At 67.6% G+C, this 22,284-nt stretch carries 20 protein-coding genes; 10 read left to right on the plus strand and 10 right to left on the minus strand.

What is annotated here, in order from left to right:
• Positions 1–22: 22 nt before the first annotated feature.
• The gene (locus tag MRBLAR12_RS15125) at positions 23–733 is read right to left on the minus strand and encodes a FadR/GntR family transcriptional regulator (protein WP_229995103.1); all 711 of its coding nucleotides are present in this window, start codon (positions 731–733) and stop codon (positions 23–25) included.
• 192 nt (positions 734–925) lie between these two features.
• Between MRBLAR12_RS15125 and MRBLAR12_RS15130 the strand changes: the two genes are divergently transcribed.
• The 8 genes from MRBLAR12_RS15130 (at position 926) to MRBLAR12_RS15165 (ending at position 9,363) form a co-directional block, all read left to right on the plus strand.
• Positions 926–2,413, plus strand: coding sequence for a four-carbon acid sugar kinase family protein (locus MRBLAR12_RS15130; RefSeq protein ID WP_364746912.1), 1,488 nt, complete (start codon positions 926–928; stop codon positions 2,411–2,413).
• Positions 2,414–2,469: 56 nt separating this feature from the next.
• Positions 2,470–3,369: an NAD(P)-dependent oxidoreductase gene (locus tag MRBLAR12_RS15135; protein WP_364746914.1), complete on the plus strand. Its 900-nt coding sequence runs from the start codon at positions 2,470–2,472 to the stop codon at positions 3,367–3,369.
• A gap of 119 nt (positions 3,370–3,488) precedes the next feature.
• Positions 3,489–4,955, plus strand: a complete 1,467-nt coding sequence (locus tag MRBLAR12_RS15140) for a GntP family transporter (protein WP_364746915.1) — start codon at positions 3,489–3,491, stop codon at positions 4,953–4,955.
• Positions 4,955–5,815 (plus strand): class II fructose-bisphosphate aldolase, encoded by an 861-nt coding sequence (locus MRBLAR12_RS15145; protein WP_229995897.1) that lies wholly within the window; start codon positions 4,955–4,957, stop codon positions 5,813–5,815. Before MRBLAR12_RS15140 ends, MRBLAR12_RS15145 begins: the two co-directional genes overlap by 1 nt.
• A gap of 186 nt (positions 5,816–6,001) precedes the next feature.
• Complete coding sequence (locus tag MRBLAR12_RS15150) at positions 6,002–7,342, plus strand: acyltransferase family protein (protein WP_229995896.1); 1,341 nt, start codon at positions 6,002–6,004, stop codon at positions 7,340–7,342.
• Positions 7,339–7,683, plus strand: coding sequence for a GNAT family N-acetyltransferase (locus tag MRBLAR12_RS15155; RefSeq protein ID WP_229995895.1), 345 nt, complete (start codon positions 7,339–7,341; stop codon positions 7,681–7,683). Before MRBLAR12_RS15150 ends, MRBLAR12_RS15155 begins: the two co-directional genes overlap by 4 nt.
• A gap of 125 nt (positions 7,684–7,808) precedes the next feature.
• Complete coding sequence (locus MRBLAR12_RS15160) at positions 7,809–8,555, plus strand: hypothetical protein (RefSeq protein WP_229995894.1); 747 nt, start codon at positions 7,809–7,811, stop codon at positions 8,553–8,555.
• Positions 8,556–8,580: 25 nt separating this feature from the next.
• Complete coding sequence (locus MRBLAR12_RS15165) at positions 8,581–9,363, plus strand: SDR family NAD(P)-dependent oxidoreductase (RefSeq protein WP_229995893.1); 783 nt, start codon at positions 8,581–8,583, stop codon at positions 9,361–9,363.
• Positions 9,364–9,375: 12 nt separating this feature from the next.
• Here MRBLAR12_RS15165 and MRBLAR12_RS15170 read toward each other — a convergent pair whose 3' ends face one another.
• On the minus strand, positions 9,376–10,428 hold the full coding sequence (locus tag MRBLAR12_RS15170; RefSeq protein ID WP_364746919.1) for an FUSC family protein: 1,053 nt from the start codon (positions 10,426–10,428) through the stop codon (positions 9,376–9,378).
• A gap of 194 nt (positions 10,429–10,622) precedes the next feature.
• Positions 10,623–12,215, minus strand: coding sequence for an MFS transporter (locus MRBLAR12_RS15175; RefSeq protein ID WP_229995891.1), 1,593 nt, complete (start codon positions 12,213–12,215; stop codon positions 10,623–10,625).
• A gap of 369 nt (positions 12,216–12,584) precedes the next feature.
• On the opposite strand from MRBLAR12_RS15175, the gene MRBLAR12_RS15180 reads away from it, so the two are divergent.
• Entirely contained in the window at positions 12,585–12,842 is a 258-nt protein-coding gene (locus MRBLAR12_RS15180; RefSeq protein ID WP_229995890.1) for a hypothetical protein, read from the plus strand.
• 23 nt (positions 12,843–12,865) lie between these two features.
• Here MRBLAR12_RS15180 and MRBLAR12_RS15185 read toward each other — a convergent pair whose 3' ends face one another.
• Positions 12,866–15,451, minus strand: a complete 2,586-nt coding sequence (locus MRBLAR12_RS15185) for an ATP-dependent DNA ligase (protein ID WP_364746921.1) — start codon at positions 15,449–15,451, stop codon at positions 12,866–12,868.
• Between the two features lie 40 nt (positions 15,452–15,491).
• On the opposite strand from MRBLAR12_RS15185, the gene MRBLAR12_RS15190 reads away from it, so the two are divergent.
• Positions 15,492–16,481, plus strand: a complete 990-nt coding sequence (locus MRBLAR12_RS15190) for a Ku protein (protein ID WP_229995969.1) — start codon at positions 15,492–15,494, stop codon at positions 16,479–16,481.
• Positions 16,482–16,516: 35 nt separating this feature from the next.
• On the opposite strand, the gene MRBLAR12_RS15195 is transcribed toward MRBLAR12_RS15190, so the two are convergent.
• From MRBLAR12_RS15195 to MRBLAR12_RS15220, 6 genes are all read right to left on the minus strand, one after another.
• Positions 16,517–16,804 (minus strand): DUF7218 family protein, encoded by a 288-nt coding sequence (locus MRBLAR12_RS15195; RefSeq protein WP_364746923.1) that lies wholly within the window; start codon positions 16,802–16,804, stop codon positions 16,517–16,519.
• Positions 16,805–17,108: 304 nt separating this feature from the next.
• Entirely contained in the window at positions 17,109–17,390 is a 282-nt protein-coding gene (locus MRBLAR12_RS15200) for an HPr family phosphocarrier protein (RefSeq protein ID WP_229995967.1), read from the minus strand.
• A gap of 70 nt (positions 17,391–17,460) precedes the next feature.
• A complete protein-coding gene (locus tag MRBLAR12_RS15205) occupies positions 17,461–19,542 on the minus strand; it encodes a PTS fructose transporter subunit IIABC (RefSeq protein WP_229995966.1) in 2,082 nt (693 codons plus the stop codon).
• A gap of 2 nt (positions 19,543–19,544) precedes the next feature.
• On the minus strand, positions 19,545–20,531 hold the full coding sequence (locus MRBLAR12_RS15210; protein WP_229995965.1) for a 1-phosphofructokinase family hexose kinase: 987 nt from the start codon (positions 20,529–20,531) through the stop codon (positions 19,545–19,547).
• Positions 20,528–21,346 carry a DeoR/GlpR family DNA-binding transcription regulator gene (locus tag MRBLAR12_RS15215; protein ID WP_229995964.1) on the minus strand — a complete coding sequence of 273 codons (819 nt, stop codon included), beginning with the start codon at positions 21,344–21,346 and terminating at the stop codon, positions 20,528–20,530. The genes MRBLAR12_RS15210 and MRBLAR12_RS15215 overlap by 4 nt, the downstream gene beginning before the upstream one ends.
• Before the next feature lie 461 nt (positions 21,347–21,807).
• On the minus strand, positions 21,808–22,071 hold the full coding sequence (locus MRBLAR12_RS15220) for a DUF6458 family protein (protein WP_229993992.1): 264 nt from the start codon (positions 22,069–22,071) through the stop codon (positions 21,808–21,810).
• Positions 22,072–22,284 lie beyond the last annotated feature (213 nt).

Genomic DNA, 22,284 nt, shown 5'->3' on the forward strand with positions numbered 1-22,284 from the left:
TCCGGCGAAGCGCGGTTTCGCGTCAGGCGGTCCCCTCGGCCAGCACGAACGTCTTCAGGTCGTCGAGGGTCTGCTGCATATGGGCGTCCATGGCGTCACGGGCGCGGTGCGGGTCGCGTGAGGCCAGCGCATCCGCGATGTTCTGGTGGTGCCCGATGGCATGCTCCTGGATCTGGGGCACCTTGGACGTTTCCGTCCGCCGCTTTTCCAGCACGCGGTGCAAGGGTTCGAACAACACGGCGACGAACACGTTTTCCGAGGCCTGCAGGATGAGGTCGTGGAAGGCGAGGTCCGCCTCGACGAACGCCGGAAGATCGTTGTTCTCATGCGCGAGCCGCATCTTTTCGACCTGCGCGCGCAGGGCCTCGATGTCCGTATCCGCCATCCGCCCGGCGGCCAGTTCGCAGGCGCCCGTCTCCAGCATCCGGCGCAGCTCAATGAGCTGAATGGCGGCTGAGGCGTCGTTCTCGCCCTCCGAGGCCGCCCGCAGCACAGCGTCCAGGGAGCCCCAGCGGTTGACCGGGTTCACGAACGTGCCGCGGCCCCGCTCCACGCTGAGAATCCGCTGGGCTTCAAGGGTCTTCATGGCTTCGCGCACGGTCATTCGGCTGACTTCGTGGCGGGAGCTGAGCTCAAGTTCGCCGGGGACGCTCGCGCCGGGCGGAAACTCGCCGGCAATGATCCGGTCCAGCAGTTCGTCGGCCACAACGCCGACCAGCGATTTCCTAGCCAATTCTCCCCGTCCAGCGACCCGGCTTTGCCTGATGGCGTGCTCCTGATGGCCAAGTCTACTTGCGCGTCGTTGTGCCATATGCCACACTAACACCCAGAAATAAAATGTCTGACATCTTACATTTACTCAATTCTGTGGCTCCCGTAGAGCCGCAGGTTTCCACCGATTGATCCCCACACAATGGAGTGCATAGTGCCCCTCGAAGCAGACGTGCTGGCCGCCTTCCCCGCGGAAGTACAGATCCCCGCCCGGCTAGTGGCAGACAGCGTGGCTGCCTCGTCCGAGGCATCTCCCCGCGTCCTGGTAGTGCTCGACGACGACCCCACCGGCACCCAGTCCGTGTCGAACCTGCCGGTCCTCACCCGCTGGGACGTGGCGGACTTCGCCTGGGCGTTCGGCTACGAAGTCAACGGCCAGCGCCAGCGCGCGGTCTACGTGCTGACCAACACGCGCAGCCTTGACCCTGCCGAGGCGGCCGCCCGCAATGAGGAAATCGTCCGGAATGCCCTCGCGGCCGCCGCATCCGCGGACCCCGCGCTGCGGCTCAGCTTTGTCAGCCGCAGCGATTCCACGCTCCGCGGCCACTACCCGCTCGAACCCGACGTCATCGCCGCCACTGTCACCGCCGTCAACGGCGAGACGACGGACGGCGTCGTGATCGTTCCCGCGTTCCCCGACGCCGGCCGCGTGACGATCGGCGGCGTGCACTTCACCCGCGGCACCGGCGAGGACGCCGGACAGCTCACCCCCGTGGCCGAGACCGAATTCGCCCGGGACGCCAGCTTCGGCTTCGCGAATTCGGAGATGGCCAAGTACGTTGAGGAGAAATCGAACGGCCGGTTCCCCGCGGATTCGGTGATCGTGCTGGATCTGGACATCATCCGGGCCTCCACCGATCCGAACATCTCCGCCAAGGCCATCGCCGACGCCATCGACGCCGCCACGGACTCCACCCCGATCGTGGCAGACATCGTCACCGAAAATGATCTGCGCGCCCTGTCCCTGGGCCTGGAAGAAGCAGAACGCCGCGGCAAGAAGCTCCTCTACCGTGTGGGCCCGCCGTTCGTCCGGGCACGGATCGGACAGGAAATCCGCACCGAACTCAGCGGCGAAGAAGCCTATGCGGGCAACACCCCCTCGGTTGCCGGCGGCCTGATCGTCGTCGGCTCGCACGTCGGCGTCACCACCCGCCAGCTCAACGCCCTCACCGAGCAGCACAGCGCGGCCCGGATCGTGGAGATCGACGTCGAAAAACTGCTCGGCGAGAGCGCGCGGGAGTACCTGGACGAAACCGTCGACACGGTTGTCACGGCCCTCCGCGGCGGCGACGTGATCGTCCACACCAGCCGGCTCCTGATCAAGACCGCCGACGCCGCCGAAAGCCTGCGGATCGCCCGCACCGTCTCCGCCGCGGTCGTCGCCGTGGTGAACCGCACGCTCAAGACCTTCCCGCCCCGCTTCGTGATCGCCAAGGGCGGCATCACGTCCTCGGACGTGGCCGCACACGGCCTGGAGATCCGGCACGCCATTGTCCGCGGGCCCATGCTGCCGGGCATTGTCAGCCTGTGGGAGCCGGTGGACGGCCCGGCCAAGGGCATCCCTTACATCGTTTTCGCCGGCAACGTGGGCGATGACCAGTCCCTCGCCGATGTCACGCGCAAGCTCAGCAACACCTTCTGACCAACATCTTCTGCTCAACACCGCACGCCACAACACGTCATTCGATGGAGAACACCATGACCAGCAACTACACCGTCACCGTCCTGGGCCTTGGCGCCATGGGCCTGCCGATGGCCACGCGCCTGGCAAGCCAGCTCACCGTCCACGGCTTCGACATCGCCGAGCCGCGCCTGAAGCTGGCTGAAGAGGCCGGCATCCGCACGTTCGCCTCCGCCCGGGAAGCCTCGGAAGGCGCCGATGCGCTGCTGCTGGCAGTGCGCAACGGCGAGCAGCTCAACGATGTCCTCTTCGGCGAGAACGGCGTGGCCTCCGTGCTCAAACCGGGCTCCGTCGTGATCCTGGGCAGCACCGTGGGCACCGACGCCATCCCCGCCACGGTGGACCGCCTGGCCGAATACGGCGTCGAGCTGGTTGATGCCCCGCTTTCCGGCGGCCCCAAGCGTGCCGGCGAAGGCGACCTGCTGATCGTGGTGGGCGCATCGCCCAAGGCCCAGGAAAAGGCCCGCCCGGCCCTCGAGCTGCTGGCCTCCACCCTGACCGTGGTCGGCGACAAGCCCGGCGACGGCCAGGCCCTCAAGACCGTCAACCAGCTGCTCTGCGGCATCCACATCGCCGCCGCCGCCGAGGCAATGGCCCTGGCCGACGCCCTCGGCCTGGACCAGGCCAAGACCCTCGCCGCCCTCGAAGCCGGCGCGGCGGGCTCCTTCATGCTCTCCAACCGCGGCCCGCGCATCCTGGAGGCCTACACGGAAAACGGCGCCGAGGTCCTCAGCCGCCTGGACATCTTCGTCAAGGACATGGGGATCGTCGGCAAGGCCACCCGCGCGGCCGGCCTCGCCGCCCCGGTGGCCGCCGCCGCGGAGCAGCTCTACCTCCTGGGCCAGGCCCAGGGCCTGGCCGCCGCGGATGACTCCGCCGTGATCAAGGTCCTCGCGCCCACCAAGCGCACCGCCTAACCAGCCATCCCACCCCCGACGACGGCGGTCCCCCCTCCGCCGTCGTCGGGCCCCTCCCCGCCCCTGGTCCCGACGACTGACTCGTCGGGCGACTTTCCTGTCGAAGGAGACGCCTCTTCATGACCCCCCTGCTCAATTCCCTGATGGTGCGCGCGGCCGACGCGCCCGTCATCAAGCCGGCCGTGGAGCTGGGAACTCCGCTGCTGCTGACAATCGCGGCTGCCAGCGTCGCCCTGCTGCTGATGATGATCATCCGGTTCAAGATCCAGGCCTTCGTGGCCCTGCTGACCGTCAGCATCCTGGTGGCCGTGGCCGCACAGATCCCGCTCAAAGACGTGTTCACCGTGGTTGCCGCTGGAGTGGGAGGCACCATGGGCAAGGTCGCCCTCCTGATCGCGCTCGGCGCGATCCTGGGGCGGATGATCGAGGTCTCCGGCGGCGTGCAGTCCCTCGCGGCGCACTTCACCGCCAAGCTCGGCGCCCGGCGAGTGGCCGTGGCCCTCACCGGGGTTGGCTTCCTTGTGGCAATCCCGGTGTTCTTCGAGGTGGGCATCATCGTGCTCGTACCGATCGTCTACGCCTTCGCGAAGATCGCCAACGTGCACCCGGTCAAGTTCGGCCTCCCCATGGCCGGCATCATGCTGTCCATTCACGTGGCTGTGCCTCCGCACCCGGGCATCGTGGCCGGTGCCGGGGTGTTCGGCGCCGACATCGGACTGATCACCCTCATCTCGCTGCTCATCTGCATCCCGCTCGGCTTCCTGTCCTACTGGGTTGCCAGCATCATGAACAGCAGGGATTACGAGCTGCTGCCCGCCGTCAAAGCCCAGGTGGACGAGTACGGTTCAGACTCCCTGGTGCGCGTGGGCCACGAAGGTCCAGGTGCCCACGCCGTTGCCCCGCCGCGTCCGGCCCTGATCATCTTCCTCATCGCTGCCCCGATCGTGCAGATCCTGATCGGCACCCTGGGCACCCTCACCATTCCCAAGGACAACGGCTGGTACGGCCTGGCCGCCTTCATCGGCAACCCGTTCTTCGCCCTGCTGGTGGCCGTGGCACTCTCCTTCTTCCTGCTGGCCGTCCGTCGCAACTGGTCACTGAAGGAAACCGGCGAAATTTTCGAAGGCGCGCTGCCTCCCATCGCGTCCATCCTCATGGTCGTCGCGGCCGGCGGTGTGTTCGGCGAGGTCCTGCGGACCTCCGGTATCGGTGCAGCCCTGTCCCAGACGCTGGACCACCTGGGCCTGCCGGTCATCGTTCTTGGTTTCATCATTTCCCTTGCCCTCCGCGCCGCCCAGGGCTCAGCCACTGTCGCGATCGTCACGACCACCGGCCTGCTGACCTCCGCCGTTGCCGGCGGCGGCTACTCGCCGGCCCAGATCGCCGTGATTGTGATCGCCATCGGCTTCGGTGCCCTCGGCCTGTCCCACGTGACCGACGCCGGATTCTGGACCGTCGTGCGCTACTACGGCCTGACCGTCTCCGACGGCCTCAGGACCTGGACGGTGCTGACGACTATTCTCGGGCTCGCCGGCTTCGCGCTGACGTTCGTGGCCTGGATCCTGGTGGGGGGCTTGAGCGCCTGATGCGTACCCAACTCGATCACCTTGTGGCCTCAGCCCTCCAGCAGGGCTCCGCTGTCCCTGCCTTCACCTGCTACGACTTCACCACCGCGCTCGCCGTGGTGGCGGCGGCCGAGGAATCCGGCCGGGGCGCCATCCTGCTGGTCGCGCCGAAGACCGCGGCCACGCCCAACGGGCTGCGGCTGATCGCCGCTCTCCGCGGACTCGCCGACGCCGCCGGCGTTCCGATTGCCGTGCAGCTCGATCACGCCACCGACCCGCAGGTGATCGCCGACGCCGTCAGCGCCGGGGCCGACTCGGTGCTGGTCGACGGGTCCTCGCTGCCCTATGAGGACAACATCGCCCTGGTCCAGGGCGTCCGGGCGGCCTTGGCGGCGCAGGGCAGCGCCGACGTCGTAATTGAAGCCGAACTTGGCGGACTCGCCGGTGACGAGGACCGGGCCTTCGGGACCGACGTGGCGGAGGAACCCGCCGGCCTCACCGACTCCGCCCAGGTGGAGGACTTCGTGGCCCGCACCGGGGCGCAGCTGCTCGCCGTAGCCGTGGGCAACGTCCATGGCAAGTACACGGGGGAGCCCCGGCTGCGCTGGGACGTGCTGCAGGACATCGCCGTGCGGACCCGGATTCCGCTGGTCCTGCACGGCGCCTCGGGCATCCCGGCCGAGGAACTGGTCAAGGCCGCCGCCATGAACGTGGGCAAGGTCAACTTCAACACCGAGCTGCGCACCGGCGTCCTGGCGGTCCTTGAGGAACAGACCGCCGCCCACCGGGCCGACGGCGAGAACCTCCAGGCGCTGCTGGGCCACTGGGATGCATCAGCGCGGACGTTCGCCGCAACTGCCCTGGCCACACTCTCCCGCTGACGGCCTGTTCAACCCGCAACCGGCGGAACGGGAGGCTGGGATCGAACCATGATCCTGGCCTCCCTCGGCATGCTGGAGCTGCTTAGCGCCTGAACACCGGCACGGAACTGGGCCAAACTGCTCTGGCCGTCAAGGCGCCCCAGGGCCGACAATGATGCGACACAGCCGGCCTTCCCAGGGGGCGCCATGGTTCCACAGCAGCGGTCAGCCGGCGGCCCGGCCCCGATGCCGGACCGCGACCCGGTGATCGACCTTGTCCGGTTCTTCTGCCTGGCATTGGTGGTGGTCGCGCACACGATGATGGTCAGCCCGGTCCTGCACCCGGACGGCACCGTGACCACCGAGAACATCCTGGGCGATCAGCACTGGTTTGAGCCGGTGGTGTGGGTCTTCCAGATCATGCCGCTGTTCTTTGTGGCCGGCGGGATCACCGGTCTGCACTCCTGGCAGCGGCTGCGCGCCAGGGGCGGCAACGCCTTCGATTTCATGCAGGGCCGGTTGCTGCGCCTGATCCGTCCGGCTGCCGTCCTGCTGGCTGTCATGTTCATCGCCCTGTCCGCTGCCCGCCTGGCAGGGGTTGACGCCCAGGTCATCGAGCTGCTGACCAGCGGAGCCGGAATGCCGCTGTGGTTCCTGGCCGCGTACCTCGCCGCGCAACTCAACCTTCCCTGGCTGGCGGCTCTCCACTCGCGCGCGCCGTGGCTGACCCTCGCCGGGCTGACCTCCCTGGTGGTGGCGGTCGATTGCCTGCGGGGAGTGCTGCCGCCGCTGGCCTACCTGAACATGGTGTTCGTGTGGTGCGCCGTGCAGCAGCTCGGATTCATCGTGGCAGACGGCGAGCGGCTGCTGCCGGGCCGGCCGGCGCATTTTGGCATCATGGTTGCCAGCAACATGCTGCTGGGGCTGATAGTGCTGCTGCGGCTGTACTCCGGGAACATGCTGGTGAACCTCAATCCGCCGAACGTGACGCTGCTGCTCCTGGGCATCTCCCAGGCCGCCGCCCTCCAGCTCTTCCGGCCGGGGTTGTCCCGGATCGCGTCCCTGGCCGGCGTGCGGCGGATGATGGGCGTGGCCGGCCGGCGGTCCATGACCGTCTACTTGTGGCACCTGCCCCTGCTGGCGGCGATGTCCGGGCTGCTGCTGCTGACGGATTTTCCCCAGCCGGCCGGAGGAAGCGCGGCCTGGTGGTGGGGGCGGCCCCTGGTGCTGATGGGCGTCATCGCGCTGTTGCTGCCGGTGCTGGCGCTGTTTGGCAGGCTGGAGGAGCGGCCGACGGCGTCCGGCCCGGCGCAGAGCCGCCCGGCGGCCGCCGTGCTGCTGGCCGCGGTCGCCGTTTTTGTCCCGGCGGTCAACGCGGCGCTCAACGGGCTCATGCTTGGGCTCCTCGGCGGGGGTGCCGCCTGCTTCGCGCTCGCCGTCGTGCTCCTGGGACGGATTCCTATCCGGCTGACCACCCCACATGACGGGCAGAGCGGATCTGAACCGCCATTGCCACGCCCGCCATTAAGTGCCAATGTCGAACCATGACGGAGAACTCGGCAACCACGGAAGACACCTTCGCCCCGGACGTCTCCACCATCAGAAACGACGAGCTGCACCGCTACGAACTCCGTGTCGGCGGCAAGCTGGCCGTCCAGGTGCGTTTCATCGACAGGCCGGGCCATATCGACTTCATCCACACGGATACGGCTGAGCAGTTCCAGGGCCAGGGGCTCGCCAAGGTGCTGGCGCACTTCGCCCTCGATGACGTCGTTGCCTCCGGCAAGCGGATCATCCCGAATTGCCCGTTCATGTACCGCTACCTGCGCAAACATGAGTCGTACCACCAGTATGTGGACTGGCCCGAGCGGGTACCTGAGGGGGCCTGAACGCCTGATCCGGCAGGCCCGGATCTGTACGGGTGCCGGGCCCGCTTGTGAGCCGGAGAACAACCTCGTAAAGTTTGAGCAGAGTTATGCAGTTGGCTCTTGGACAGGTCCCTTTGGAGAACCCCATGAACCATAAACTGCGTGTGTTTGTCCGGATGGACATCGATCCCGCCCGTGTCACGCTCGAAATTACCGGCTGCGTCGCCCCGTCGGATTCGGCTGCCCTCATGCATATCGTGCGTCGCGCCGGCCGCATCGGTGCCGGGGACGAGGTGATCGTAGACCTCCACGGCACGTCCCACCTGGACCCGGATGTGCTGCTGGACCTCCGGCGGCTCGCGGATGCCAGCCCCTTGCCGTTTCCGGAGCCCCAGGATGCCGTGGACCCCGGAGCGGCCGTGCCATTCCGCCTCACCCTCGAGGAACCGGCTGAGCTGCCTATCTGCCTCCTCCACGTCGGCGCCGACGCCGAAGTCCTCGCCGGACTCGACGCCGGTCTCAACTCCGGGCTCGACACGGGCCTGGACTCCGACCTGGACTCCGGGCTTGGGGCTGCCAACATTCCGCTGGCCACGGAGGCCGGCATCGTCAGTGACCTTGGCGCCATGGACGGGCTGGCGCTTTCGGAGTACTTCGAGGACACACTGGATCCGGCGGCCACGGTCCGGGCCCTGTCCGACACTGCCCTGTGCCGGCTCGCCGACGCCCTGTACCGCCACCTCGACACCAGCAGTCCGTCGTACGGAGCGCACACCTGGTATGAACTCGCGGCCGAAGAGCTTCAGAACCGCCACCTGGCCGATGGTGACGGCCTGGCGGAGGGCGACGGCCAGACGGGGGACGAAGTGGCGTCGGACACGGCCTTTGCCTGAGCCGGTACACCGCTAGGCTGTCGCTATGAATCCACAAACAGCGTCCACTCCGGACACCACCGCTCTCATTACGGGCGCCACGGCAGGCCTGGGCGCCGAGTTCGCCCGCCAATTGGCCGAACAGGGCCACCGCGTGGTGCTCGTGGCCCGGGACGCTGGCCGCCTCGCGGCCACTGCGGCGGAGCTGGAGAACAGCTACGGGGCCGGGGCGGAGACGATCGCCGCGGACCTGACCGACGACGCCGGGATTGCCGCCGTCGTCGCCCGCCTCACCGATCCCGCACGGCCGGTGGAGATCCTGGTCAACAATGCGGGAATCGGTTTGTTGCGGTCCTTCGAGGACAACGACATTGCCGAGGAGAAGAAGCACCTGAAACTCCATGTCGAAACCGCCATGGAGCTCAGCCACGCCGCCCTGCAGGGCATGCTCGCGCGCCGGTCCGGCAGGATCATCAACGTCGCCAGCGTGGCGGCCTTCCTGCCCCGCGGAACGTACTCCGCAGCGAAGGCCTGGCTGCTGAGCTTCTCGCGCTCAGCCAACATGGCCTACGCGGCGCGCGGGGTAAAGGTCACCGCGGTGTGCCCCGGCTTCACCCACACCGAGTTCCACGACCGGATGGGGATGGACAAGACCGTGACGCCGCGCTGGATGTGGCTCGAGGCGCGGCAAGTGGTCAGCGAGGGCCTGGCGGACAACGCTAAGGGCAAGGCCGTCTCCATCCCCAGCAAGCGCTACAAGGTCCTGACCTCGGTTTCACGGGTGCTGCCGTCAAAGCTCGTCGCTGGGCCGGCGCGGCGCGCCAAGTAGGCGCCGGGCACATCAGGGCATAGCCAGGCGCCCGCGCCGTATCAGCACGACCACCAGAATCCCGACGGCGGCGCCCACGCCGGTCTCTACGGCCCGTTCGGCTATCAGGACGCCGGGATCGGTCGGCGCCGCCAGCTGTCCGACCAGCAGGATCACCGGGGTGAAGGACACCATGGCCAGGCCATAATGCCGGGTCATGAACAGTTCGGTGCTGAACTGCAGGACGATCACCAGGCAGACCAAGACGGCGGCCTCCTGTCCGGGGAAGGCCAGCAGCGGCGAGCCCGGCCACGGGAACAGGATGGCTGCAACCACCACCAGGCCCACGAGGGTGCCGACAATCCGGTGGACGCCGCGGTACACGCTGCTGGGCAGATCCGCGCCGGAAAGCGGCACCGCCGCCGCGGCCATGGCCCAATGCGGGTGGCCGCTGCCGCTGAGGACCCCGAGGGTCCCGGCGGCGGCGACAGCGCTCACGTAACGGGCGGCATGCAGCCACACCGCCCGGCGGCCTGCCCCGCTCAGCACCGTGACGTCCCGCCGCCAACCTCGCTGCCAGGTGCGGCCCCGGAACCAGCCGCCAAAGCCGATCACGATCGAGAACGCGGCCGATCCCGCGGCGATGAGAACAGCCGCCTGCCAAGGGACTGCGGCCGGAACAGAAGCGCACGCGCCCAGGGCCAGGATCCCGAAGAAGGGGCCGGCCGGTTTCAGGGCCGTCCTGTCCGTGAACAGCGAAGCCACGCCGGCAAACGCGGCCTCCGCGATCACCAGGGCCCACGAATGAATGTGATGGACGGAGAGGAAGACGCCGACCCCCACACCGCTGAGCAGCAGGACAGCCGCCTGGCCTTGGTGGCGGAGCCGGAGCTGATGGGGCTCGGTGCGGCCGTACATGCCCGTCAGCGCGCCGAAAACGGCGTAGCCGGTCAGCTCGGGGCGCCCTGCCGCCAACAGCACCAACGACGGAACGGCCACGCTGATCGCCACCCGCCAGGCCGACACGTGGTCCTTGTTGGCCGGGGCCAGGCTGTGCAGCGAACGGATGTGGTGCAGCAGGGTCATCACAACTGCCTCTCCGTTTTCGGTGTTTTTCCCCGGGGCCCCGGGTCCCCGGGGACTGAAAGTGGTGTGGACACGCCTAAGGCCTGTTCCGGATGCTCCCCCAACGGGTAAACATACGGAACAGGCCTCGAAGGGCGGGGCTGTCAGCTACGTAGCCTGGGCTACCGCTGCCGGGACCGGTCGGACCGGGCAGGTCAGACTGAGGCCGGAACTTTCTCGGCTTCCCCGCGCCCTGCGGTGGCCGGTGCGACCATGGGCATATCCATGTGCTCAAGGTCGATCAGCGGGTTCTCGTCCTGCGTCGCGACCAGTTCCCGGGCCTCGGCCTGGGTGTCCACGCTCGGCATGGAGCCAGGCAGCGGCATCTGGGCGGATTCCTTGAGGAAGTAGATCGCTACGGCGCCGATCGCCGAGGTGGCCATCAGGTAGTAGGCCGGCATCATGTCGTTGCCGGTTGCGGTGATCAGGGCAGCAACGATGAACGGCGTGGTGCCGCCGAAGATGGCCACCGAGAAGTTGTACGCGATGCCCATGGCGCCGTAGCGGCTTGCCGTCGGGAACTGGGCCGGCAGGGCCGAAGCCAGGTTGGCCACGTAGAACGTCACCGGGAATGCAATCAGGGAAAGGCCGGCCAACGTGGACCAGACTTCGCCGATGCCGATCAGGAGGAACGCGGGGGTGGCCAGGACCACCGTGCTGATGGCGCCGATCCACAGCACGGGGCGGCGGCCGATCCGGTCAGAAAGCTTGCCGGTCAGCGGGATGCAGAGGCTCATGATGACCAGCACGGGGATGGTCAGCAGCGTGCCGTGCAGCTCGTCGTAGCCCTTGGACTCCGTGAGGTACGTCGGCATGTAGGAGGTCAGTGCGTAGCCGGCGGTGTTTGCTGCCGCTACCAGGATCATCGCGACGATGAGGGAGCGCCAGTACGCCTTCACGATGCCCACCGGGCCCTTGGAGGCTGCGGTGTCCGAGGCGGTTGCGTCCTTGGCGAGGCTCTCCTGGGCATCCAGGGTTGCCTGGAACTGCGGCGATTCCTCGATCTTGCTCCGGAAGTACACGGCGATCAGGCCGAGCGGGCCGGCAATGAGGAACGGGATGCGCCAGCCCCACTGCTCCATGGTGTCCTGGCCGAGGGTCAGCTGCAGCACCGACACGAGGGCTGCGCCAAGGGCGAAGCCGAGGTAGCTGCCCATGTCCAGGAAGCTGGCGAAGAATCCGCGGCGCTTGTCAGGGGCGTACTCGCTCACAAAGGTCGTGGCGCCGGCGTATTCACCGCCGGTAGAGAAGCCCTGGATAACTTTGAACAGGACCAGCAGGACCGCAGCCCAGATGCCGATCTGCGCGTAGCCGGGCAGGAGCCCGACAGCAAAGGTGCTGGCGGCCATGATCATCAGGGTCGTGGCAAGGACCTTCTGGCGGCCGATCTTGTCGCCAAGCCAGCCGAACACGACTCCGCCGAGGGGGCGGGCGATGAAGGTGGCGGCGAAGGTTCCCAGCAGGAACAGGGTCTGGACGGACTTGTCCGCCTCCGGCAGGAACACCGGTCCCATGGTGGTGATCAGGTAGCCGAACACGCCGACGTCGTACCACTCCATGGTGTTACCCACGATGGTGCCGCCGAGCGCCTTCTTGAGCATCGGCTGGTCGACAACGTTGACGTCGGACTCGCGGAGTCGACGGCGACGTAGCTTTGGTTTCTTCACACCCTTGGGCGCGCCTTGGTTGGTTCCGCTGGCGTTAATAACGCCTGCTGAAGAGTCGGTCGTGCTTCGGTCTGTGGGCATTTGGGCCACTCCTATGGAGGTCATTTGCTTGCGACTTGTAGCTGCCCCGCTCTGGGCAGGCTTTCAATTTTACGGGATTTCTCTGGAGTTTCCGAGTTTGGTGCCGTATGATCGCTCATTTCGGGTGGCATTTGGGGCCACTCCGCTATTTTCTTTTGCCCCGTTTCGCCGCGCGATTACTGGGAAGCGGCGATCCCGGCGGCGCCGCGGCCAAAATTTTCCGCACCAGCCCTTGCAAACGCGGATTTTTGGGCGGAATTCGGGCCAATGGAGAGTCAGCCACAGCCACTACAGACATCTCATCCGTGCAGTCCTACGATTGATGGACACTTCACTTCACAGCGGTTATTACAGCGGAAAGGAAGATCAATGGCGGACCATCAATTCGGAGAAGAAATCGAGCCCGAGGTCGCGGGCCATCTGGCGCAGTCCATGGCTGACGCGCCCGGACCGGAGACCCTGCACCATGCTCCCCCCGGGGCGGGCCAAGGACAGCAATGGCCGGACGGCAGTGGCAAGCAGCGTCACCCCAAGGACCGCGATACCGCCCGCGGGCGGCAAGGCCAGCAGGTGGCCACTGGAGCCATGCACCGGCAAAGCCGTCCACAGATGCCCCACCACGACTAGCCCCATCACAACCGGCCCCCTAACTAGGGGCCGGCGGCAGGGTCGACCACGACGTCGGCTGGCGTCTTATCCAGGCGCCAGCCGCGCCACACCGGGTGCCGGAGCTTCCCGGTGCCGGTCCATTCCCCGAAGGTGACCTCGCCGACGAGTTTTGCACTCACCCAGTTGGCGTCTGCGGCGTCGGCGTGGGGCACCTCCCGGAACGGGGAGGTCTTCCGCGGCAGGGCGTCCAGTTGTTGCCTGAGTTCCTTGAGTTCACGGTCGCTGAAGCCGCTGCCCACCCGCCCCACGTACCGTAGCTTCGAGCCGTCCGGTATTCCCAGCAGCAGCGAGCCAACGGAATCCCCGCGTTCGCCCTTTCCGGGCCGCCAGCCGCCCACCACCACCTCCTGGGTCCGCTCAATCTTGAGCTTCAGCCAGGACCGGCTGCGCTGGCCGACATAGCGCCCGTCTGTCCGCTTGGCCATGACACCCTCCAGCCCCAGCTCGGCGACGCTTTCCAGGATGTGCGCGGCGTCGCCGTCAATCACGCCGGAGAGTTCCACCGGGCCGGCGGAAGGGCGGAAGAACTGCTCCAGCCGGTGCCGGCGCTCACTCAGCGGCAGGCGGCGCAGGTCCTGGCCGGCGTCGAAGAGCAGATCGAACAGCATCAGCCGCACAGGCGTCGACTCCTGCGCCCTGGTGACGTCGGCGGCCTTGCTGAGTTTCATCCGGCTCTGCAGCAGGCCGAAGTCCGGCCGGCCGGAGCGCCCGACGGCGATGATCTCGCCGTCGGCGACGAAGCCCTGTTCCGGCCAACGGGCCCGGTCCGTGAGTTCGGGGTAGCTCACGGACATGTCGATGCCGTTCCGGCTGATGAGCCGGATTCTGGTGGCGTCGCCGATGACCAGGGCCCGCACGCCGTCCCATTTGAGCTCGTACTGCCAGTCCAGGTCCGGCAGGTCCGCCAGGGTCCCGGACGTGGCCAGCATCGGACTGAACCCGGAGGCGTCGGGGGCCGGTTCGGCGCCGGTGCCGGCGTCCGCTCCGTCGTCGCCCTCGACTTCGCCCTCGACGTGGCCGCCGCCGCCGTCGTCGGCGTCGTCCGCTGTGCCGGACGGGCGCCGCGCGCCGGGGTGGCCTTTGGCCGAGCCCGCCGGGTCCATCAGGTGGATGAGCCATTGGTCGTTGGCCTGACCGGTGTGGATCAGGGCGAACCTGCGGGGCCCGCCAAGGCCGCCGCCCTCCGCTCCGGTCAGGGTGGCGATGACCTCCTTGCCGGCGATCCACTTTTCGCATTCGTAGTATCCGCGGTCCCAGATGCTGACCGTCCCGGCGCCGTACTGGCCCTGGGGAATGTCACCTTCGAAGTCGGCGTAGTCCATCGGGTGGTCTTCGGTCTGGACCGCGAGGTGGTTCTTGGCCTTGCTGGTCGGGACGCCCTTGGGCAGTGCCCAGGACACCAGCACCCCGTCGCGTTCGAGCCGGAAGTCGTAGTGAAGCCGCCTGGCGTGGTGCTCCTGGATGACGAATTTCTCCTGCCGTGTCCCGCCGTCGTCCCCGGCCTGGTGCCGTTCCGCCGTGAAGGGCTCTGGCGTGCCTGCCCGGTCCCGTTTGGTGCGGTACTCGTCCAGCCGCGGGTCGGTGTCGCCGCCGTTGCCGGCCTGCTCGGGAGATGTCTCGGTCCGTCCTCCGGGTGGGTGTTCCGCCGCGTGGGCCGCGGCGGCTCCGCCGTCGTGCCGGCCGCCGGAGACGGGAGCGAACGGATCCTTGCCGGCGGCGACGCGTTTCATTACCTCCTGGAAGTCCAAGTGGTGCAGCGAGGGGGAGCCGAGTTCCCGCCACGTGCGCGGTGCGGCCACCGTAGGCCGGGGCCGGCCGCGCAGCGAGTACGGCACGATGGTGGTCTTGGCGGCGTTGTTCTGGCTCCAGTCCACGAGCACCCTGCCGGCGCGCAGGGTCTTCTTCATGTCGCTGACGGCCAGATCCGGGTGGTCTGCTTCGAGCGAGCGGGCCAGTTCGTGGGCGAAATCGGAAATCTGGTCCGAGCTCTGGGATCCGTCCAGGGCGGCGTAGAGGTGGATGCCCTTGCTGCCGCTCGTTACGGGCACGGGATCTAGGCCCACGTCCTGCAGGATGGTGCGGGCCAGCCGGGCCACCTCCACGCACTCCGCCAGTCCCGCACCCTCGCCGGGGTCCAGGTCCAGCACCAGCCGGTCGGGAGGCAAGGCATTGCCGTGGGAGTCCACCCGCCACTGCGGCACGTGGATCTCCAGGGCCGCGATCTGGGCCAGCCAGGTCAGGGTGGCGGGATCATTGACCAGGGGATATTGGATGGTCCGGTCCTTGTGCGTGATGGCGGCGCGGGGCACCCAGCCGGGCGTTGAATGGTCCAGGTTCTTCTGGAAGAACATCTCCCCGGGGGCATCGGCGGTCCCGACGCCGTGGACCCAGCGCTTCCGCGTGGCCGGCCGGTTGCGGGCCGCGGGGATCAGCACTGGTGCGACGGCGGCATAGTAGGCCAGGACGTCGGCCTTGGTGGTGCCCGTCTCCGGGTACATGACTTTTTCCAGGTTGGTGAGCACCAGTTCGCGTCCGTCCACCCGGACGCGCTCTTTACCGTTGGGCAAAACCCTTCACCTCCGCGCAACTGTGATGTTCACTTGATCCATGAGAGCCATCTGGAAAGGCGCAATAGCGTTCGGGCTGGTCAACGTGCCGGTCAAGGTCTATAGCGCCACCGAGGACCACGACATCAGCCTCCACCAGGTCCACAACGCCGACGGCGGCCGGATCCGCTACCAGCGCCGTTGCGAGGTCTGCAGCAAGATCATCGACTACGAGGACATCGACAAGGCGTATGAGGACGATGGCCGCACGGTGGTCCTGACCCGCGACGAGCTCAAGTCCATCCCGGCGGAAAACAGCCACGAAATCGAAGTGGTCCAGTTCGTTCCGGCCGATCAGCTCGATCCCATGATGTTTGAAAAAAGCTACTACCTTGAACCCGACTCCAAGTCGCCCAAGGCCTATGTGCTGCTGCGGCGGGCCTTGGAGGACACGGACCGTGTGGCAGTTGTGCAGTTCGCGCTCCGGGACAAGACGCGGCTGGGCGCGCTGAGGATTCGCGATGAGGTCCTGGTGTTGCAGTCGCTGTTGTGGGCCGACGAAGTCCGCGAAGCCAGCTTTCCCGCACTCGAGACCTCCATCCGGATCTCGGCGCAGGAACGCGAGATGTCCGCCGCCCTGGTCGATTCGATGGCCTCCGACTTTGAGCCGGACCAGTTCACGGACGACTATCAGGAGCAGTTGCGCCAGCTGATCGAGGCGAAGCTGGACAAGGGGGAGTCGCTGGATACGGAGGAGACCTTCGGCGCCCCTGCCGAGGCCGGCGAGGGCGAAGTGATCGACCTGATGGAAGCCCTCAAACGCAGCATCGAGAAAAAGCGCGGCGGAGGGGGAGGTGCCGCGGAGGCGCCGGCCGGGGCTTCCGGACCGGCGGCCAAGGCCGCCCCCAAGGCAGCCGCGAAGACGCCGGCGTCCAAGTCCACAGCCACCAAGGCGGCATCCACCAGGGCTGGTTCTGCCAAGACTGCGGCTTCCAAGACGGCGGCGGCTCCCACAGCGACGGCCGCGAAGACGGCCCGAAAGGGTGCCTGAGCCCGGAAGCCGGCTGGCGCCGTCGCGCACGCTAATCAGGAGTTCCGCAGGGCGGAGATGAGCTCGCTCTTCTTCTTGGCAGAGTAGCCCGTGAGGCCGATCTCCTTGGCGCGTGCCTTCAGCTGCGGCACTGTCCAGTCCTCATAGTCTCCGGCCTTGCCGCCCTTGCGGCCGACTGAGGAACGGCCCCGTTTGGCGGCGGCGTTGGAGATCCTGGCGGCTTTTTGCTTGGAGGCGCCGTCCTCGAGCAGCTTCTCGTAGAGCTCGGGGTCCTTGATGCTGGGGCTTTCTGAGCCGCGGGGCTCGCCCTTCTTTGTTGGCATGGCTGCGCGATCATCTCCTTCGGCCGGGAACCACTTGGGCGGCGGCCCGCGGACGGTGCCGCCGGGGATTCCAAACTAGCCGCGCCGCGGAGCCGTGACAAGCATTCACTAAGCTCACTGACAAAAATCACGGTCTCCCGCGCAGCCAGCCCAGCCAGCCCAGCCAATTCAGCCAATCCAGCCAGTTCAAGCCGGCGCAGCCACAGGGGTGGCCCGGCAACGCGAAGGCCCGGCCGGCCCCTCATCGGGGGCGGCCGGGCCTTCTGAAGCTGCCGGTGTTCCGGCGCGGGGCCGGAAGGTGAGGCTATTCGGCGTCGTGATCCGTCTCAAGGATCTGCACGAGGCGGTCCAGTGCCGCGTCGGCGCCTTCGCCCTTGGCACGCAAAACCACAACCTCGCCGTGGGAGGCGCCCAGGCTCATCAGCGACAGGATGCTGGCGGCGTCCATGGCCTCGTCCTCCGGCTCGCCCAGGCGGGCGATCGTGATCTCGAGGTTGTCGAACTCGCCTGCAGCCTCGGCGAAGATGGCTGCCGGACGGGCATGCAGCCCAACGCGGCTGGCAATGGTGGCGTTACGTTCGGTCATTTCTGCTCCTTGAAGTCAGCTTCTGTGTTTATCAGCTGTGGGTGTTTGCTTGAAAGAATCATGCACTGGTTCAGGCGGCTACGGGAACCGTTTCCACCGTATCAACCGGCTTCTTGACTGCCCAGCGTTTGAGCGCGATCACGGCGAAGGCACTCACGACGGTACCGGCCGCAATGGCGACGACGAACATCAGGAAGGGATCGATCGCGAAGAAGACGAAGATTCCGCCGTGCGGGGCCTTGGACCCCACGCCCGCCGCCATCGAGATGGCGCCTGTCACGGCTCCGCCGAGCATGCTGGCGGGGATGACGCGCAGCGGGTCGGCGGCGGCGAACGGGATGGCGCCTTCGGTGATGAACGAGGCGCCCAGCAGCCAGGCGGCCTTGCCGTTTTCCTGTTCCGCGAGGCTGAAGAGCTTCTTGTTCAGCACGGTCGCAGCAAGTGCCATGGCCAGCGGCGGGACCATGCCGGCGGCCATGACGGCTGCCATGATCTGCCACGGGGCCTGGTTGGTGATGGAGGCTGCACCCAGGCCGGCGACGGCGAAGGAGTAGGCCACCTTGTTGACCGGACCGCCGAGGTCGAAGCACATCATCAGGCCCAGGATGACGCCCAGGGCGATGGCGCTGGCACCGGTGAGGCCGGACAGGAATTCGTTGAGCCCGACAGTGACCCGGGCGATGTAGGCGCCCAGGAACACGAACAGCAGGCCGGAAGCCGCGAGCGACGCTATGAGCGGGATGATGACCACCGGCATCAGGCCGCGCAGCCAGCGGGCCACGTTGAGCTTGCCGATCGAATGTGCCACGTAGCCGGCGATCAGGCCGCCCACGATGCCGCCGAGGAACCCTGCGCCCATGAAGACGGCAACAGCGCCGGACACGAAGCCCGGGGCGATGCCGGGCCGGTCAGCGATGGCGTAGGCGATGTAGCCGGCCAGTGCGGGTACGAGGAAGCCCAGGGACAGGGCGCCAATCTTGAACATCACGGCACCGAGGTATGCGCCCAGCGGGCCCCACGCCAGTTCCGGATACACGGTGGGCAGGTTGAAGAGGCTGTTTTCCGCCAGGATCTTGTCCGCGAAGGCGGTGATGTCGTAGCCGCCCAACAGGAAGCCTAGGGCGATCAGCAGACCGCCGCCGGCCACGAACGGGATCATGTAGCTGACACCGGTCAGGAGGGCCTTCTTCAGCTTCGTGCCGATGTGTTCGCTCTTTTCCTCGGCCGCGAGCTCGGCCTGCTCCTCGGCGCCGAAGTGCGGCACGCGGTGGGCGTGCGGATTGTCCGCGGCGGCGAGTGCTTCGGCGACCATCTTGTCCGGTTCGTCGATGCCGCGCTTGACCGGCGCGTTGATGACCGGCTTGCCGGCGAAGCGCTCCTTGCCGCGCACATCCACGTCCACGGCGAAGATCACGGCGTCGGCGGCCGCGATCACGGCGGGGTCAAGGGCCTTGGCGCCGGAGGATCCCTGGGTTTCCACCTGCAGGTCCACGCCGACTTCCTTGGCCGCGGCAACCAGCGAGTCGGCGGCCATGTAGGTGTGGGCGATGCCGGTGGGGCAGGCTGTGACGGCGACGAGGCGCTTGGGCCTCTTGGCCTTCGCTGCGCCGGCACCTTCTCCCTCAGCACCCGCGACAGTGGCTGAGGCGGCGGCCGCGGAAGCGGCGCCGGTCGCTTCGGCAGGGGTGTGGGCGGCCGGCTTGTCCGCCAAGGCGGCGTCGACGAGCTCGACAATCTCCGCCTGGGAGGTCGCGGCGCGCAGGCTGGCCGTGAAGTCCTTTTTGATCAGTGACCGCGCCAGCTTCGACAGCAGCTTCAAGTGGTCCTGGTCCGCGCCTTCAGGAGCGGCGATGAAGAAGATAATGTCCGCGGGCCCGTCCTTGGCGCCGAAGTCGACCGGCTGGGACAGCCGCGCCATCGCCAGGGTGGGTTCGGTGACCGCCGTCGAGCGGCAGTGCGGGATCGCGATGCCGCCCGGGACTCCCGTGGCGGTCTTCGATTCCCGGGCAAAGGCGTCGGCGAAGAGGCCTTCGGCCTCGGTGGCGCGTCCGGTGGCTGCAACTCTGCCTGCCAGATGCCGGATCACGTCCTCGGGCGAGCTGCCCAGATTCTGGTCGAGCTCGACCAGTTCGGTAGTAATGAGCTGTGTCACTGTCAATCCTTCCGGAGGGCCGTGATGGTTACGGCATCAGGGGTGGTTTGGTTGACTGCCGGGACAGTGGAGCCAGGCAGGGAAGCGGCGGCGGCACCATGGGCCACCGCCTGACGGAGGCAATCGACCGGGGCGGCGCCCTGGCTGGATGCGAGCAGGTATCCGGCCAGCGAGGAATCGCCGGCGCCGACAGTGCTGACCGCGGTGACCGGCGGGTGCGTGGCCAGCCACGCGCCGTCGGCCGTCACAAGAACGGCGCCCTTGGAACCGAGGGTGGCCAGTACAGCACCCACTCCGGAGCGCACGACGGCGGAGGCGGCCGCTGCTGCAGCCTCCGGGTCCGCTTCGAGCTCCTCGGCGGACTTGTTCGTGGCGAACCCGGCTGCGGCAGCCAGTTCCACCAGTTCCTCGGCGTTGGGTTTCAAGAGGTCCGGTTTTCCCGAGGTGTCGCCGGAGACCGCTGCGGCGAGGGGTTCGCCGGATGAGTCGACGGCGACCCGAGGTGCGGTCTCGCCGTCGAACAGGGAACGCAGCCGCCGCGTGACGGTCGCGTAGAAGTCGGCTGGAACCCCGGGTGGGAGCGAGCCGGCCAGGACCACCCAGGCGGCACCGCGTGCGTGGTCCAGCAACAGGCTGATCAGGGCCTCCTGCTGATCCGCGCTGAGGACCGGTCCGGGTTCGTTGATCTTGGTGGTGACGCCGCCGGGCTCCGTGAGGGCCACGTTGCTGCGCAGCGGCTCGCCAATCGGGAGGGCCGCGAACGGAACGTCGGTCTCCCGCAGGCCCGTGAGGACAGGGTCGGCCTCCGAGCCGGGGAGGACAGCAATTGTCTTGAGCCCCGAGGCGACGAGGGCGCGGGAGACATTGACTCCCTTGCCCCCGGATTCCTGGCGGACGGAGATGGCCCGCTGAACTTCCCCGCGGAGGAGCGGGCCGGGCAGCGCTACGGTGCGGTCCAGGCTGGGGTTGGCGGTGAGGGTGACAATCACGCGACCACCACCTCCACTCCGGCTTCCGCAAGGGCGTCGGCGAGTTCCCGGCTGGGTTGCGTGTCTGTGATCACGGTGTCCAGATCTTTCAACGAGGCGAACTGGACAAGCGTCTCCGCGTCCAGCTTGGAGGAATCAGCCAGCACCACTATGCGGCGCGCTGATTGGACGAAGGCAGCCTTGACAGCGGCTTCTTCAGGATCGGGTGTGCTCAGCCCGAAGGCTGCATGGATTCCGTTGGTGCCGATGAAGGCGATGTCCGGGCGGATCCGGCGCGCGGCCTCCACCGTGGACTGGCCGACAGCGGCCTGGGTCAGGCCGCGGACTTTGCCGCCGAGCAGGTGCAGGGCGATGCCGGGTTCGCCGGAGAGCCTGGATGCGATGGGCAGGGAGTGGGTGATGACGACGAGTTCGGCGTCGGACCCGGGTCCGGGCAGACTGCCGGCTGCGGCGGCTCCGGCGGCCCGGGCGGACAGGAGCTCGGCGAGGGCCTCCGTGGTGGAGCCGGCGTCGATCAGGATGCTGCCGGTGAGGCCCGGGGGCATGAGGGCAAGAGCGGCCTCGGCGATCCGGATCTTCTCGGGCTGCCGCTGAACGGTCCGCTCGAGGATGCTTTCCTCCGTGGTGCTGAAGCGGTCGGGGGAAACAGCGCCGCCGTGCACCCGGCGGACGCTGCCGGCGGCTTCCAGGGCGGCGAGGTCCCGGCGGACGGTTTCGGTGGTGATGCTGAAGCGTTCGGCCAGGTCCGTGACGCTGGCCCGGCCGCTGGCGTAGATGAGCCCCACGATCAGCTGCTGGCGCTCTTCGGCGAACACTTACCCTCCATTGCGTACTGCGTCTGACTTGGTTTTGTTCTTGCCCGGGCTTCCGTATTTCGAAAACCCGTTCCCGCCGCTTCGGTGACTCCCGTCACATGAAGTGGAATTGTTTGACTTTATCTTCGTTCGTGTTGGTTTGTCAATGAAAAACCACATGAACGCAGAAAGTTGTGTCCGCGGCGGGGGACATGTCCATTGTTCGGGGATGGCTGCGGGGCGGGTTCTGCGGGACATGTCCAGTGTTCGGGCCGGGGAGCGGGCAGGTTGGGATTATGTCCATGGCTCCTCCGGGGGGCGGGACATGTGCTCCGCCCGGGGTGGCTGCGGGGCGGGTTCTGTGGGACATGTCCAGCGGTGGGAACAAACAGCCCGCATGGCGGAAGCCGGGCCCGACCTCAAGGTCCGGCCCGGCTTCCGGGTCGTTGGATTCCGCGCCGCGAAGGGTGCACGGGAAAGTCTCAGAGGCCCGCGTCGCGGCTCTCATTGCGGGTGATGGTTTCGCCGGTGTTGGGGTCCACGACCGTGCGGCTTTCGCTGACCCGGCGCGTGCGGCCGCGTCCGGGGGAGGCGAGGACGAGCGAGGCGATGAGCCCAATCACGCCGACCGCCATCAGGATGTAGCCGATCATGGCCTGGTTCACGTTGGGGATCAGCCCCGGGGCGACGGCCCAGGCAAGGATAGCGCCGATGGCGATGAGGAAGATTGCGGAACCGATTCTCAAGACGATCTCCTTGGTGCCTGCAGGGGCAGTTTGGTGATGCTAAGCATGCTGTCCAGCGTCACGCTACAACCCCGACCCTGCTGTTTCAATGAATCACCCCCGGACCGGCCGGGATATTTCCGCGCCGATTCCGGACATCCGGCCCGTAATCGGACGGCCGCGCCGCGGATCCGGGGGGCAGAAGTCCGCTTCCGCGGCGGAACTCGGGGCCGG

The organism is Arthrobacter sp. LAR12-1-1.1 (assembly GCF_040676555.1).
Taxonomy (GTDB): Bacteria; Actinomycetota; Actinomycetes; order Actinomycetales; family Micrococcaceae; genus Arthrobacter.

Coding starts and splice junctions, on each gene's coding strand:
- MRBLAR12_RS15135 (WP_364746914.1), top strand. CDS start 2,470: ATGACCAGCAACTACACCGTCACCGTCCTGGGCCTTGGCGCCATGGGC.
- MRBLAR12_RS15140 (WP_364746915.1), top strand. CDS start 3,489: ATGACCCCCCTGCTCAATTCCCTGATGGTGCGCGCGGCCGACGCGCCC.
- MRBLAR12_RS15145 (WP_229995897.1), top strand. CDS start 4,955: ATGCGTACCCAACTCGATCACCTTGTGGCCTCAGCCCTCCAGCAGGGC.
- MRBLAR12_RS15150 (WP_229995896.1), top strand. CDS start 6,002: ATGGTTCCACAGCAGCGGTCAGCCGGCGGCCCGGCCCCGATGCCGGAC.
- MRBLAR12_RS15155 (WP_229995895.1), top strand. CDS start 7,339: ATGACGGAGAACTCGGCAACCACGGAAGACACCTTCGCCCCGGACGTC.
- MRBLAR12_RS15160 (WP_229995894.1), top strand. CDS start 7,809: ATGAACCATAAACTGCGTGTGTTTGTCCGGATGGACATCGATCCCGCC.
- MRBLAR12_RS15165 (WP_229995893.1), top strand. CDS start 8,581: ATGAATCCACAAACAGCGTCCACTCCGGACACCACCGCTCTCATTACG.
- MRBLAR12_RS15170 (WP_364746919.1), bottom strand. CDS start 10,428: ATGACCCTGCTGCACCACATCCGTTCGCTGCACAGCCTGGCCCCGGCC.
- MRBLAR12_RS15175 (WP_229995891.1), bottom strand. CDS start 12,215: ATGCCCACAGACCGAAGCACGACCGACTCTTCAGCAGGCGTTATTAAC.
- MRBLAR12_RS15180 (WP_229995890.1), top strand. CDS start 12,585: ATGGCGGACCATCAATTCGGAGAAGAAATCGAGCCCGAGGTCGCGGGC.
- MRBLAR12_RS15190 (WP_229995969.1), top strand. CDS start 15,492: ATGAGAGCCATCTGGAAAGGCGCAATAGCGTTCGGGCTGGTCAACGTG.
- MRBLAR12_RS15195 (WP_364746923.1), bottom strand. CDS start 16,804: ATGCCAACAAAGAAGGGCGAGCCCCGCGGCTCAGAAAGCCCCAGCATC.
- MRBLAR12_RS15200 (WP_229995967.1), bottom strand. CDS start 17,390: ATGACCGAACGTAACGCCACCATTGCCAGCCGCGTTGGGCTGCATGCC.